At 39.7% G+C, this 14082-nt stretch carries 12 protein-coding genes; 5 read left to right on the forward strand and 7 right to left on the reverse strand.

The features are described 5' to 3' along the window. Positions 1–256 precede the first annotated feature (256 nt). Positions 257–1375 (forward strand): L,D-transpeptidase family protein, encoded by a 1119-nt coding sequence (locus ACS8FB_RS00920; protein WP_439260595.1) that lies wholly within the window; start codon positions 257–259, stop codon positions 1373–1375. Between the two features lie 212 nt (positions 1376–1587). Here ACS8FB_RS00920 and infA read toward each other — a convergent pair whose 3' ends face one another. The 7 genes from infA to dinB all read right to left on the reverse strand — a co-directional run bounded on the left by infA (position 1588) and on the right by dinB (position 10248). Then, positions 1588–1809, reverse strand: coding sequence for a translation initiation factor IF-1 (infA, locus tag ACS8FB_RS00925; protein ID WP_068036477.1), 222 nt, complete (start codon positions 1807–1809; stop codon positions 1588–1590). Positions 1810–1928: 119 nt separating this feature from the next. After that, positions 1929–2756, reverse strand: a complete 828-nt coding sequence (truA, locus tag ACS8FB_RS00930) for a tRNA pseudouridine(38-40) synthase TruA (protein ID WP_439260596.1) — start codon at positions 2754–2756, stop codon at positions 1929–1931. Positions 2757–2825: 69 nt separating this feature from the next. After that, the gene (locus ACS8FB_RS00935; protein WP_439260597.1) at positions 2826–3932 is read right to left on the reverse strand and encodes an asparaginase; all 1107 of its coding nucleotides are present in this window, start codon (positions 3930–3932) and stop codon (positions 2826–2828) included. 150 nt (positions 3933–4082) lie between these two features. After that, on the reverse strand, positions 4083–5807 hold the full coding sequence (locus ACS8FB_RS00940; protein WP_439260598.1) for a FimV/HubP family polar landmark protein: 1725 nt from the start codon (positions 5805–5807) through the stop codon (positions 4083–4085). A 58-nt stretch (positions 5808–5865) separates the two neighbouring features. Beyond that, a complete protein-coding gene (locus ACS8FB_RS00945; RefSeq protein ID WP_439260599.1) occupies positions 5866–7728 on the reverse strand; it encodes a type IV pilus assembly protein FimV in 1863 nt (620 codons plus the stop codon). A 122-nt stretch (positions 7729–7850) separates the two neighbouring features. After that, entirely contained in the window at positions 7851–9005 is a 1155-nt protein-coding gene (gene queA / locus ACS8FB_RS00950) for a tRNA preQ1(34) S-adenosylmethionine ribosyltransferase-isomerase QueA (protein ID WP_439260827.1), read from the reverse strand. A gap of 157 nt (positions 9006–9162) precedes the next feature. Beyond that, positions 9163–10248: a DNA polymerase IV gene (gene dinB, locus ACS8FB_RS00955; protein ID WP_439260600.1), complete on the reverse strand. Its 1086-nt coding sequence runs from the start codon at positions 10246–10248 to the stop codon at positions 9163–9165. A 541-nt stretch (positions 10249–10789) separates the two neighbouring features. On the opposite strand from dinB, the gene ACS8FB_RS00960 reads away from it, so the two are divergent. From ACS8FB_RS00960 to tssB, 4 genes are all read left to right on the forward strand, one after another. Further along, the gene (locus ACS8FB_RS00960; protein WP_299216540.1) at positions 10790–11035 is read left to right on the forward strand and encodes a hypothetical protein; all 246 of its coding nucleotides are present in this window, start codon (positions 10790–10792) and stop codon (positions 11033–11035) included. Positions 11036–12271: 1236 nt separating this feature from the next. After that, a complete protein-coding gene (locus ACS8FB_RS00965) occupies positions 12272–12733 on the forward strand; it encodes a tetratricopeptide repeat protein (protein WP_439260601.1) in 462 nt (153 codons plus the stop codon). 149 nt (positions 12734–12882) lie between these two features. Further along, positions 12883–13545: a tetratricopeptide repeat protein gene (locus tag ACS8FB_RS00970; RefSeq protein ID WP_439260602.1), complete on the forward strand. Its 663-nt coding sequence runs from the start codon at positions 12883–12885 to the stop codon at positions 13543–13545. Between the two features lie 21 nt (positions 13546–13566). Continuing rightward, a complete protein-coding gene (tssB, locus tag ACS8FB_RS00975) occupies positions 13567–14079 on the forward strand; it encodes a type VI secretion system contractile sheath small subunit (RefSeq protein ID WP_439260603.1) in 513 nt (170 codons plus the stop codon). The last annotated feature ends 3 nt before the right edge of the window (positions 14080–14082 follow it).

The following is a 14082-nucleotide window of genomic DNA, read 5'->3' on the forward strand; positions in this document are numbered from 1 at the left end:
GGTTAAATCTATAATCTGTACTGTAGGCGCTTTTTTAACACAGAGACTATAAGACTAGATGTTTGTTAACATAAATCTGTTACATTATATAATGCTATTGTGACATGATTATATCTGCTCAAAGAGTGTATACAACTAGTATCTTATAGAGCTATCCATAGAAATAGGTCGATTATCATCTTGCTTGGTTTTATCAAAAGCGAAAAACAAAACAATAATTTTGATCTGTCTATAATAAAAAATTGAGGAATAAAATATGTATAAACCAAAAAGTAAAAGCATGGGGGTGTTAGGACTAATTGTAGCACTATTAATGAACCCAAGTTTTGCTGCTAACACCAATACCAATACCAATGCTAATGCTAGTAACAAATTTTCTAGCACTGATGTTAGTCCGGTGACTAATGGAGTCAGTCAAAAGCTTGCTGGAGATAGTGACACGGTAACTTCATTGAACAAGCTATTGCCTACTATTAAGTATGCGACAGATAACTTACCAAAGTTTGCTCAAAAGGTGAATAACGATAGTTGGCAGAAAGGGGTAGAGGTAAATCGTAGCATGAGTACCAAGCTTCAAGCTTTACTGAACTGGAACCAAAGTAGTGTCGGGCCTATAGATGGTTATTGGGGTAAAAACTCTCGAAAGGCCATGCAAGCGTTCCAAAAAGCTCGTGGTTTGAAGGTGACAGATCATCTCAATGATGAGACATGGCAAGCCTTAACTAACAATAAAAAGCTTATGTCCCAACCTGTATTGGTTAGCTATAAGCTAAATGATGCCGATGTGAATGTGAAAACTACTAGCATTCCTACTGGTGCAGAAGCGAAAGCCAAGCTTGAAGGTATGTACTATGAAAGCATCAGTGAAGCGTTAGCAGAAAAATTTCATATGAGTGAGAAGTATCTTAAGACTCTTAACCCGAATGCTAAGTTTGAGCCTGGAGAGACCATCACTGTTTATAACCCTGGTAATCCAAACACAAAACCGATAAGTCGAGTAGTCGCTGATAAAGCGACTGAAACTCTATATGCTTATGATGAGAAAGACAACTTAGTTGCAAGTTATCCAACGACTGTCGGTAGCACGGAAACACCCTCACCATCAGGGACGCATAAAGTTGAAGTCAAAGTACATGAACCTAACTACACTTATACTGGCGAGGATGGCAATCAGGCGATTATTCCGCCAGGGCCGAATAATCCAGTAGGAATAGTATGGATAGGGCTAAGTAAGCCTACTTATGGCATTCATGGTTCACCAGACCCGGCCCGCATCAGCAGACAAGCATCATCAGGATGCATAAGGTTGACCAACTGGGACGCTTTAGCACTACTAGGTACGATCAAAGATGACGCAACAGTAGAATTCAAGTAGTTTCCAAACCTCAAATACAAAAATACCGCTCAAAATTGGCGGTATTTTTTTGGCAAAATTAAGTACGATTGATTATAAAAGATAGCAAGAAACAGGCTACCATTTTTTATTATTATCGTAAAAATCGTTTAGTGTTACATAATAACAAGATAATCTACTCAACGACTTAAGAGTAAATAGCTGATATCTTAAAGATAAAACACTATAAGAGATTAGTTTTTGCCACGGTAGGTAATGCGACCTTTAGTCAAATCATAAGGCGTCATTTCTACTTTAACCTTGTCGCCCGTTAAAATACGGATATAGTGCTTACGCATCTTTCCTGAGATATGAGCAATAATCTCGTGTCCGTTTTCTAAACGAACTTTAAACAATGTATTTGGAAGGGTATCAATAACTTCACCTTCAAATTCAATAATATCGTCTTTAGCCATAGTTGGTATCTATCAATGAAAAATAAACCGATATTATACGTAAGTTTCAATATTAAAGCAACAAATCATTGTTTTTGCTTGACAGTGAGCAAGTGTTATGTATATCAGTCGGTAATATTTTATTCAGGTAAGTTGAGCCACAGGGGAGTAAGTGGTGACATGGGTAACAGCTGCTGATAATGCTCAGGATAGTAAGCGTTGATAAAGTATAGTCCGTCACCAGAAGCAGTGGGCGGCGCAATGGTACGGTCTTTTTTTGCCAAAATAGTTAAGAAGTCTGAAGGTTGTAGCTCATGCCTTCCAACTGCATGTAGTGTACCCATCAAGTTACGTACCATATGATGCAAAAAACCATCGGCTTGTATGTCAAAGACAACAAACGCGCCATGCGTAAAAAGCTTTGCGTGACTAACAGTACGTATAGGCTGGTTAGATTGACAAGCTGCTGCACGGTAACTGCTAAAATCATGAGTCCCAGCAATATCAGCTGCCACAAGTTGCATCGCTGCTACATCTAAAGGTTCGTGAATATGAGTCACTTGACGGTTGAGTATGGCAGGACGCGCAGCCTGATTGAGCGTGATGTAACGATAACGACGTGCTATAGCGCCAAAACGAGCATGAAAGTCTGTTGGCATAGGTTGCACCCAGCGTAGGGCAATATCGTCAGGCAATAGACTATTGATACCACGTAGCCAATTATGGGTCGGACGGTAGGCGCAAGTGACAAAATGCGCAATCATATTACCAGCGTGGACTCCGGCATCGGTGCGACCCGCTGCGATAACTTCAACAGTTTCGTTGGCGACAGTACTGATGGCTTTTTCTAGTACCTCTTGTACTCCTGTCACCTCTTTTTGACGTTGCCAGCCTCGATAGTTGGTGCCCAAAAACTCGATAGCGATCGCCAAGTTATAAGTAGGGATGTCTTGTTTCTCAGATTCCATTAATCTTTCAACTTCCATAATAATCGTAGCATTTGAAGTGAGTGCTTGTTTGTTGCTTGGCGCTCACGGTTAGCGGTTTTTGTTCAAAGTCGTTCCTGACTGGTTGACAGTATATGTCCAACGTTGTCGTCTGCGTGCAGGTGTATCATAACGTAGCAATAACCATAATAACCGCGCATAGATAGCAGGAATAGTTAAGCGTCCACCAGCGATGACATGGTAGTCATATTGCCAACTGCCCGCTGCATAACTATCGCTGACTCCGCCAAATGGGCATTGGCTAGCGCATACCACCATATGACCCTGCTCATATGCACGTTTTAATGCGGTGGCTAAACTCTCAGAGTAGGGAACGTTACCTGCACCAAAACCTAATAAAATGATACCGCAGGGTGGCTCATTCAACAGCGCCTCTAGTTGTTTGCCCAAGATATCAGGTGCGTTGGGAAGGCAATATAGCGCATGTACGCTTGCCCGTTTGGCACGCGCTTGGATACCGTCACCAACAGTCATTTGGTCATCAAGCCAGTGTTGACGACGAGTGTCTGGCAGCTGCTTTATATAACTGTTGTTTGGATAGCCAGCACGAGTATGACCAGTAAAAGCCATAAAGTCATGACTATGAATCTTTTGTACTGTTTGTGCAGGCCATGACTCGCCGCCAAAGCTAATTTTGACGCCGGATTCTCCAGCAGCAGCCAGACGTAGGGACTCACTAAGATTGTTCCATGCATCGCTATTTGCATCAACCGCATATGTCTTTAACACGTCGCTGTCTAACAGTGGACGCATACTACCTGTAACGATCAAGCACATATCAGTGCCTGCAAAAGCCTCTGCCAAAAATGCACCAAGATAACTCAAAGTATCTGTGCCTGTAATAAGTATAAATTGACGCCCTCCTGTCGCATAGGCATCTAGTAGTAGCCTGTAAAAGTGCATAAAATCGTTTGAAGTTAGTTGGCTACTATCTTTAATTAGTGTGTTATCTAACCATGAGAACTCTGGTAGATAGTTTGTTTGACTGTAATTGGTGAGCAGCGTCTGTAAAGCTGGCAAGAAAATGTCGGCATCTAAAGGCGCCAATGGACGTCCATAACTACCAAAGGTACCACCAGCATAAATGAGCTGAATAAGGTTGGACGATAGATTTGTCGAGGTTGGGGGTAATGACATGGGTTTACCGTACTAGATGTGAGTGAAAAAAATAAAATAGGGTTAATATAAATGATAAACCGTCAAATAGAAACAAGCATCTTATTTTCATAAGATGCTTGTTGATAAATAATCTTTGTTCAAAACACTGTAAAGCACTTTACCCGTATATTAAGCAGTACGCGCTAGCATCTCTTTTGCTTGACTTTGTTGTTCGCTATCACCTTGAGTGACGACTTCATTGAGTAGGCGTTTGGCACTATCGTATTCACCCAGTTGTAAATACTGACCTGCTAAGTCTAACGTCACTTGATTGCTGTCCAAGGTCTGAACAAAATCGAAATCTGTTGCAAACTGTGCGGCAAAATCACTATCGGACGCTGCAACTGTCGTATCGTTTTGAGTATCTACATGGTAGTCCTCGGTGACGCTGATATCAGCTTCATTCTCCACTGGTGTATCGGCAGTAGGTGCAGTTGTCACTTCATCAAAATCAAATTCTTCATCTATTGATAAAGTATCTTCAATACCCTCATCAGTACTATCGTCAATTACTTCCTGAGTCGCTGCTAATTCTAGTTGTGTAGCCTCGCTTACAGTGGGCTCGTCGCTACTGTCTGTTGTCTCAAGTGCAGCAAAACTGTCTACAACGTCGTTTCCTGATACCTGCTCATTTTCATTAAGGTGTTCTTGAGTTTCTAATGAGTTTGTAACAAGTGCGCTATCTTCAACTACTAAGCTGTCTTCAACTGCCAATTCGTCTGTAATCGACAAGCTATCTTCATCTTCTAGCAGTAACGCAAAATCATCGTTAGTAGGCTGAGTATTGTCTTCTTGATTAGTAGTATCTGTCTCTTTACTGGTAACTGTCTCTTCAACCAAGTCATCAAAGTCTAAAACAAATTCGTCATCTGAGCTGACATCTTGTGACTGGCTGTCTTGCGTTTGAACATCATCAAAATCTAGCTCCGACGAGTTGCTATCATTTGTCATCAAATCGAAATCAAGCATAAAGTCATCATCGACGTTTACGTTGTTTACGTGTTGATCCTTATTAACGTCGTCTACAGCAACAGGCTGAGCACTTGTTTCATCAGCACTTGTCACTTCGGTTATATCAAAATCACTGATGTCATCGCCATCTGCTGTAGTTTCTAGCTGAGTAGTTTCTAGGCTACTGGCGTTTAGATTGTTAGTTTCTGCGTTTGTGCTTTCCAAATCAGCTAACGTTAGATCAAAATTTTCATCAGAATTATTGTTAGCGCTAGGGATACTTTGTTGTGATGATACAGAGTCACTAAATGCTTCAGAACTATCTAAATTGTCGTTGTCTGTATCAGATTCAACATCCGTAACAGTCTGTGAGGTGGACAAGTCAAAATCTATACCTTCAAACGCAGCTTCATTGTCAGATTCAGGCTTTACTGGTTGGTTTTGCGTTTGTTCTTGGTCTAATAGAGCTTTGAGTTTATCCGCATTGTCTATAGCAGTTGCATTACCGGACAATTTGATCGCGTTATAAGTTTTATTAAAATCTTCACGCTGCTCGGTTGTAGCATAGATATTTAATAGCTTGTGTAATAACTCAGAATCTTGAGGTTTTTCAGTTAAGCCTCGTTCAATGGTTTCAATGGCTTTATCATAACGCTGCTGATCTATAAAGCGTTGAGCCACGGTTAATGGATCAAATTTGGTCGCGTTTTGCTGAGCAGGGACTTGTTTTGAGTCTACAGACGCCGTCTTTGGCTTTAATGTGGATGCATGAGCATCTACACTTTGATTGGTCTTATCCAAGTGTTGTGTGGTTGGTTGTTTGGCCTTATTTTTGCGTAGCACAAGTACCGCTACCAGTAAAATTGCTACCAGACCCACAATGATATACAGCATATTATCCATAAATACTCCTAAGCCTACGAGCCTTGTTTACAGCAATTTGTGCTGAGCAGCGAGGCAATTATTGATTGCGTAATTTTTTGAGACGAGCTTCAAGCTCAGCCAGTTTTTGGTTTTGTAGTTGTAATTTTTTGGCATAGCTACCAAGAGTGCTGTTGGTTGCTGCTACCCGCTTAGCCTGCTCAGCAGTCCGTTGACGCGCCGATTTTAGCGTGGCTAAAATATCTGTGCTTAATCCATTACCAGTTGCCGCGGCAGCTTTAGTTTGAGTGCCATCAGCGCTACCATCACGACCAGGCGCAATGACAGAGAAACGTGCTTTTGGCAAGGTTTTAGGAGCGACTTCTGAAGGCTTATTTGACTGTTTAGATGTTGTTTTTGTGTTAGAGGACATGTCTGTAGATGCTGTTAACTCCTTATCGCTAGACGAGTCTGCAGCAGTTGTCTTTTTTCTCTCTACGCTCTTTTTTTTAGCCCGGCTGACCTGTATGTAATGTTGTCTTTGAGCTGCAATAGCAGTCTGCAGGCTTTCTTGTGAAGGTACGATGTCATAACTGGGTAAGTTCAGCTCAGCGTTGGCTTTTAGCAAGTCAGCATCCTTTGCAATAAAAGCATCAGGATTCTGCGATTTTATTTGTTTCATCACCGTCGATACGTCAACATTATTTTGCTGTGCAATCTGCTGAGAGATAAGCCAAAGATTGTCATTACGTTGTACGGTATAGCTTGTCATGGCTGTACTTTTACTGTCTGACATAGAGTCTGTGGCGGCTATATCAGTACCAGTATTTGAGGAAACGGTAGCAGAGGGCAGTGGTGCGTTGGATGAAGTGCTTGTCGCCTCAATATCATTTGTAAAAGGGGTTGGCCGATTTGGACTATTTTTGAGATCTGTTTTTAGCTGTATTTGACGAGTTACTTGAATATTTAAGATACCGGCTTGTTTGTTGGTATTAACAGCAGTTTCGATAGGGCTAAACGCAGTATTCTCCACAGGAACACTGTTGTTTAGAGCTCTGTTTTTTTGCGTATTATCTTTAGTAGCCAAGCTGGTATTAGAGGCAGCCGAATTCTCTAATGTTAAGACGCTTTTTGGGTCACTGGTATTTACCGGATCTGTTTTACTGGTTTGTTTAGCGTTAGTATTATTCGTCGTTGAATTAACATTGCTCAAACCTTTGTTATTTAGGTCGTCAGCAGACAAACCGGTTGTCTCTCTTATCTTTAATGAGCTTATCTGTGATACACGTGAAGTCTGAGATACTGACAAAGGGGTGGTTTCAGCTGGACTTGTCACTGCTGGTGCATTGACATTAGGTGTTTTACGCAAGACAGTTTTTGGTAATGTCTGCATTGATGCTGGCGTTTGGGTATCTGGTACCATAATCAATGGTGGCGGCGCACCACGTCTGACCGTTAGGGGTTTAGCGTTAGAGTTTGACACTACCGGCAAGTTTGGTTTTGGCGCACCTGATACCACTCGTTTGGACTGTTTAATTGGTACGTTATTATTACCAAGAGGCATCAGTAGAGTCTTAGGAATGACATTGCGTTGGCCATTATCATTTATTGCTAGTACGACATCTGCAAATGGCATTGTTACAGGCTGTGATGTCTGGATAAGTAATTGACCTGCGGTGGCAGAAGTCGGTACAAACCGTACAGCCATAGATGCTGTAGGGGTCAGCCCCATTTGCTGATAAATCACAGGACTTGCAATACTAGCGGCAAAATCTTTAGCATCGATGTCGGTGACCGTAATACTGGCAGTCAAAGGTTCATGCTGAGCAGAGGTAATGGTTGTTTTACCCATAGTGGCTGCTTGAGCAACAGGTAACCACGCAATAGAGCTCACAGAACAAAGGAGTGCTACTGACACCGCGTGATGAATATTGGTCAATCGATGAGGTAAATGCCAAGACATGCGCAGCCCTTTTTATTATGACTTATTGAGAAATGACTTACGAAAATAGCCAAATACAATTATGTTTATCGCAATGTATTAGGTACTCGTATCGCTTTAATTAAATAATATTTAACACCCTGCTAATGTACTTTTTTATCCAATAACATCGCATCCCCATAACTAAAAAAGCGATATCGATGGCTAATTGCATGTTGGTAAGCTTGTTCAATAGCTGCTTTACCTGAAAATGCGGATACAAGCATTAATAAGGTAGACTTGGGTAAATGAAAATTGGTTAGTAGACGATCAATCACGCCAAACTCAAAACCAGGATAAATAAATATATCGGTATCGCCTGACCATGCAGCAATAATTTGTCCATCGTTTGCCGTTTTTTGATAAGCCGTCTCAAGAACACGTGCAACAGTCGTGCCAACAGCTATGACTTTTTTACCTTTTGCATGGGTTTGATTGATTAGGTCTGCGGTTGTTTGCGGTAAATGGGCATATTCACTATGCATAGTATGATTGAGCAGGTTTTCTGTCTTGACAGGCGCAAATGTACCTGCACCAACGTGTAGAGTGACAAACGCGGTATTAACCCCTTTGTTAGTCAAAGCTAAGAGAGTGGTTTCATCAAAATGTAAGCTCGCTGTGGGTGCGGCAACGCTGGCCAGTTTGGCAGGATCATGAAACACCGTTTGATAGCGAGTATTGTCAGTTGCATCAGCATGACGCTCAAAGTAAGGCGGGATTGGCAGCTCACCGTAGATTTCTAAATCAGGAAGAATAGGCGCATCGAAAGCTAACACAAATAAGTTATCCTGACGACCGATCATCTCACAGCTCATATTGTCATCAGCTAACCATAAGCGTTGTCCAATTTTTGGCGCTTTACTGGATTTTACATGACACAGTGCAATATTTTGGCGTGTGGCTAATGATTCATGATTGATATTTATATCTTCTAGTTCCGCGCGCTCTATCAAACGTTCAATCAATACTTCAACGCGCCCTCCAGTATCTTTTTTACCAAATAGTCGCGCTTTCATTACTTTAGTATCGTTAAAGACAATAAGATCGCCCGCGTCAAGCAACGACGGTAATGCAGTAAATAAATGGTCTTGAGGCAGACTTGTTTGTTCTGATTGATCTATAGTGGGTACATAAAGCAACTTAGAATCCGAGCGCTTAGCTAACGGATAGCGAGCAATTAGCTCGTCTGGTAATTCATAATCGTAATCGGCTACGCTCAGATAAGTCAGTGGGCTATCATCATGTTGAGTATCATTCATATCGGTATCGTTATCTACATTAGGAGTGGTGGTTTTGATGTTTAAGTTGGTCATAATGAGTCATACAGGTAGGTAAAATTTTGGCATTAGTTTAGCAGAAACGGGATAATAGCGGAAAAGTTCCAAATATAGTCAGATCAGTATAAAAAAGACACGATTAATCGAATAAGGTAAGTTGTGGTAGGGGCTGTACTGCAGAAGCTAAAGACGAGTAGGTGACTCCTACGAGTCTAATAGGTAGGGCGCGCGGTATGTCTAAAAATAGCTTATCTAACCAGTAATGCGCAGATTCTGCGCTAATAAAAGCCGTGGATAAAGTATGTGAGCGCGTTATTTGTGTGAAGTCAGCGTATTTTACTTTGAGGGTAATGGTATAAGCAATAAGCTGCTTATTGTTCATCTGTTTAAACGCATCAGCGTTCTGCTCATGTATCTGTAACCGTAATTGTTCGCAATCGTTCAGGTTGTCTTTAAAGGTAGTCTCTGAACCGACTGATTTGTGCTGACGTTCAGATTTTACTAATCGCTCATCACGTCCATGAGCAATATCATGATAAAACTGTCCTCGTTTACCAAACTCGTTAACTAATGCGGCAGCGGGCACCTGACGAAGATCAGCACCAGTAGACACTCCCATAGCCTGTAAGCGTCTGGCCGTTGCTTTACCAATTCCATGAAAACGCTCTATAGGTAGCGTACTAATGAATGCTTCTGCATCATCAGGGGTGATAATCGCTGTACCATTAGGTTTATTCATATCAGAAGCAATCTTTGCTAGCATTTTATTAAACGAAACACCTGCCGATGCCGTTAGTCCTGTTTGCTCTAATATTTGTACTCGTAACCAGTTAGCCATTAGGGTAGCTGAGCCTTTATGTACTTGAAGGCCTGTAACGTCAAGATAAGCTTCGTCCAAAGATAGTGGCTCAACATGCGGTGTCAGACTATGCATAATAGAGCGAATTTGGCTACTGACTGCTCTATAAACATCAAATCTTGGTCGTACAAATATCACCTCTGGGCACCGCTTGCGGGCTTCATAAGAGGACATCGCAGAGCGTACGCCAAATTTACGCACCTCATAACTGGCAGCAGCGACCACACCGCGACCACTTGGATCTCCACCCACGACTAAAGGCTTGCCACGGTATTGGGGAAAATCTCGTTGTTCAACACTAGCATAAAAAGCATCCATGTCGAGGTGAATAATCTTACGAGAGGTAGGGGTGATAGAAGCTGTCATAGATTCTATTTTACCTGAAAGTATGGAGTTTTTGAGTAGTAGTTGTTGAATATAAGATGTAATCGGAGGGGTTTAAAGCTAGATATTAACCAGCTGCACTACATTAATCTTAGAATCAACCGTTTGTGTAGCAGACTAATAGACACATTTTTGAATATATGACCATTCATTAGCCTTAGTAAGCTTTATTTAACAGCAGTACTACTATTTATTCGATTGATTTTACCATTTAAGAATACATTTGTACCACTTATGACAATGAAAAAATAAGTAGTAGCTGTTAGTGCACTTAGTTTGTTAAGTTAAGTCAAGATTGTTCAAAGTCATATCTTTAACTAAACAATCTAAAACTGGATTATTTAATTTTACTAATTAATTCATGGCAAAAATCCAATTAATATAAAAATATTATCATTCGAAAAATGATAGTGATACAGGTATTTGACTTCATTTTGAATAATAAAAGATAAAGGCTTTATATTACTATAATGTAATAAATCTTTTAAACTTTCAAAAAAAACTAATGACTAAGGAGTTTAAAATGAACAATCAATTAAAAGGTAGTGATCTAACTCGAGCAATGTTAAAAAACGGTGACCATAATATATGGTGTGCAGTAGACGACGAAAGTGATGAGCGGGCTATTACAGACCATAAGAATAATGACTTTACCGCTCGTATTGTATCTTTTGTAGATGGTAAATTCATCTGCACAAGTGGGGCACCATGGACCTATGCTGTCCCCATTAAGATAGTGGCAATTACGCAAGAAGATGCTGGATTATAATTATCAGTCGCAAACAACTTAAAAAGGGATGATTAAGATAATGATTAAAGTGATGAGTGGGTACTGATAAGGTTTATACTTAGATTGAAAGAATATAAAAACCAAGTGACTTATAAAATAGAACTCAAAAATTAATTTATTTATAGTTGAGTAAACTATATCTTATAGGAATTCTTAATATCTTAGTAATGCATTAGTTATGCAATGAGATTTTTTATAATTATTATATCTTTTATAGGTGTTGGATCAAATATAAATAATTATTATTGTTCACTAATATGAAATTAATTTTCAACAGAAATAAATCTAGTAACTATACAAGTTATCTATATATTAGATAGCACCAATTTTAATGCTTTTATAATATTTACCATTAAAGTGTGTAACTTTACTATTTTATGTCTACGTTCATTATTTGAACGATTGGTATAGGCGATTAATTATACTAAAAATTCTCACATCTAATTTTTAACCAAAAGGCTTGGGGCTGCTATTAGAAATAAGCAGTTCTAAGCTTTTTGGTTTTAAAAATATAATAACTGCCTGCATAGCCAACCATTACAAAGTTACTTTTGTAACCTCTGCATTAATCTCATTCATTCATACTGTTATCTTGACGCCCATTCATAACTTATGTTCTAGGTCTTTTATTCCATCAATGATGAACATCTACATCGTTATATTATAGGTAATGATATTACCCAATATTCTGACCATATTTCTATAAATAGCTTGCAACTGATATCTGGTTAATAACGGTTTTCAAAACCATCTTTTATCATTGTCTGGTTGCAAAAAAAATCGATTACAGATTTGTCATCTACCAGCCTTATTCTATATATCTAACTTAAAATGAACATTCGTTCAAAATAAAAATTATTAAACCAAACTTTAGTATAATAATTTAAGGGTCGTACTCGTATTTTTTGCTTAAAAAACATCAAAAAGCAGAGGGTGGGCGTGCTCTACAAAAATGTCAATGGTCAAAGTAGGCGATAAAAGGTAGATTATAGTCCCAAAAGATTACCTGTAGCTATAGATTGTAATTACAATCAAGCCTTTAAAATAAAGAAATAGACAAGTATTTATCAATAATATTTTACTTATTATTGAAATATTGTCAACTACATGTATAATCTGCTTTACTATTAACAATTATTTGTTCACTATTGGCGCATATCTTAGCAAATTATTGTTCCAATTCCATTGTTTTAAGATTTTGGTGACACTATATTTATGAACATTATTCATCGTACTAGGCTTACCAAATTAAATTTGTTGTCTATAGCTCTTATTGCCTCCGTCATGAATACAGGCTGCGGCAAAAGCACTAAAGTTAGCCAACATACTATTAGCCCGCCAACAGTTAAACAGTTAAGTAGCCCTTCACCCGTTTATTTGACTGGTGCTACCAAGGCTGAAAGTTTGAATGAAATTAGCATAGAAGCATGGATGACTATAGCCAAAACCAACTATGAGTCAAAGAACTACTCGCGAGCATTGAGAGCGGCTAATGAAGCGCTCAGTATCGACAATCAGATTGTGGAGGCTCGTCAAATTGCAATGTTGTCGTCTGTTAAGGTAATGCAGCTTAATATTGATGCTTACCATGACAATGCGTTGATGAGTAGTCACGATAAGGCTATGTTTAAAGATGCTTTAACCAGTATGACCACCTTAATTAATACCTCGGAGTAAACCATCCTTTGGTTAAACCACTCTTGAGTAAATAGGTGCATCAATCCAATACTAATAATAGCGAGTAACGACTTACAATGAACAGTATCAAAAGCAGGATAAAAGTTAGTTTCAAGCTGCCTAAAGCTGTCTTTTCGGGTCTGCTTATTATGGGTACTGCTATAGGTACAGCACATAGTGAGCTTGTCATACAAGAAAAAGATCCGAGCTCAAGCGTTATTAATCAATTCGCTAAGCTTAAAAATGCTGATGCAAGATCACCGCAGCTGCATCAATTAGTTTCAGACCTAAATCACAGACTGTCAGTCAACCCAAATGACTCTTTAGCATGGGAGATTTTGGCACAGATTTATTACAATAATGGCTATACTGCTTATGCTGTCTATACAGCAAGCGAAGCAATCAATCTGGGTCACAGCACCGCCAAGCTTAAAAAGATACTCTTAAATAGCAGTGCTATCGTCTCTCAAAAGCAATTGCAATCAGACTACTTAACTGATGAGGTTGATGCAGACTTTTTAAAAGAATATCAGCACGCTCTTAGCAAAATCTACGGTGAGATCTACGGTTTTAATTACGATGAGTCTTTACCAAAACCTCCAGCGCCTGTCATAAAGCCAAGAGCGGTAAAAAACAAGACTAAATCGAGAAAACAGCGCCGTACATCCGTCAAGAAAAAAGCTTCTCCTGTCAAAAGACAAGCAGCAGTGAAACAAAGGCGCGCTCCTACCAAACCCGTCAAAAAGCAGTCTCCCTCTAAAAGTAGTCTTTCTATAGCTACTGACCCATTTAAAAATGTACGTTCAAAATAGCAATTGCTGAGGTAACTTATTATGGCAAAGCAAGACAGTGTGCAAAAGAAACTCGCAAAAGTACGTGCTCCTCGGGTACATCTTACTTATGACGTCGAAGTTGGCGATGCGATCGAAACCAAGGAAATTCCCTTTGTCGTTGGCGTGCTGGGTGAGTTCTCAGGTGACTCTATGCTTGAACAACCGCGCTTTAAAGACAAGAAGTTTGTTGAAGTAGATTTGGATACTTTCGACGAGGTAATGTCAGGACTAGCGCCGCGCGCGACCTTTAGAGTTCAGAATGATTTGAGTGACACAGGTGGCGAATTTGCGGTTGATTTAGCATTTAATAGTATCGACGATTTTCGTCCTGAAGCTGTGGCCGATCAGATTGAGCCGTTAAAACAGTTGGTACAAGCGCGAGATCGATTAGCAGATTTACGCAATAAGATTTCGGCTAATGAAAAGCTTGAAGATTTACTGGACGATGTGCTTAAAAGTACTGAGCAAGTCAAAAAAATGGCCGAACAAAATCAAACTGACGGTGAGGATTAAATG

Source organism: Psychrobacter sp. 1U1 (assembly GCF_051847535.1).
GTDB classification, from domain to species: domain Bacteria; phylum Pseudomonadota; class Gammaproteobacteria; order Pseudomonadales; family Moraxellaceae; genus Psychrobacter; species Psychrobacter saeujeotis.

Bases quoted from the DNA above. Each gene is read 5' to 3' on its own strand.
- ACS8FB_RS00920 (WP_439260595.1), top strand. From the start codon at position 257: ATGTATAAACCAAAAAGTAAAAGCATGGGGGTGTTAGGACTAATTGTA.
- infA (WP_068036477.1), bottom strand. From the start codon at position 1,809: ATGGCTAAAGACGATATTATTGAATTTGAAGGTGAAGTTATTGATACC.
- truA (WP_439260596.1), bottom strand. From the start codon at position 2,756: ATGGAATCTGAGAAACAAGACATCCCTACTTATAACTTGGCGATCGCT.
- ACS8FB_RS00935 (WP_439260597.1), bottom strand. From the start codon at position 3,932: ATGTCATTACCCCCAACCTCGACAAATCTATCGTCCAACCTTATTCAG.
- ACS8FB_RS00940 (WP_439260598.1), bottom strand. From the start codon at position 5,807: ATGGATAATATGCTGTATATCATTGTGGGTCTGGTAGCAATTTTACTG.
- ACS8FB_RS00945 (WP_439260599.1), bottom strand. From the start codon at position 7,728: ATGTCTTGGCATTTACCTCATCGATTGACCAATATTCATCACGCGGTG.
- queA (WP_439260827.1), bottom strand. From the start codon at position 9,005: ATGAATGATACTCAACATGATGATAGCCCACTGACTTATCTGAGCGTA.
- dinB (WP_439260600.1), bottom strand. From the start codon at position 10,248: ATGACAGCTTCTATCACCCCTACCTCTCGTAAGATTATTCACCTCGAC.
- ACS8FB_RS00960 (WP_299216540.1), top strand. From the start codon at position 10,790: ATGAACAATCAATTAAAAGGTAGTGATCTAACTCGAGCAATGTTAAAA.
- ACS8FB_RS00965 (WP_439260601.1), top strand. From the start codon at position 12,272: ATGAACATTATTCATCGTACTAGGCTTACCAAATTAAATTTGTTGTCT.
- ACS8FB_RS00970 (WP_439260602.1), top strand. From the start codon at position 12,883: ATGGGTACTGCTATAGGTACAGCACATAGTGAGCTTGTCATACAAGAA.
- tssB (WP_439260603.1), top strand. From the start codon at position 13,567: ATGGCAAAGCAAGACAGTGTGCAAAAGAAACTCGCAAAAGTACGTGCT.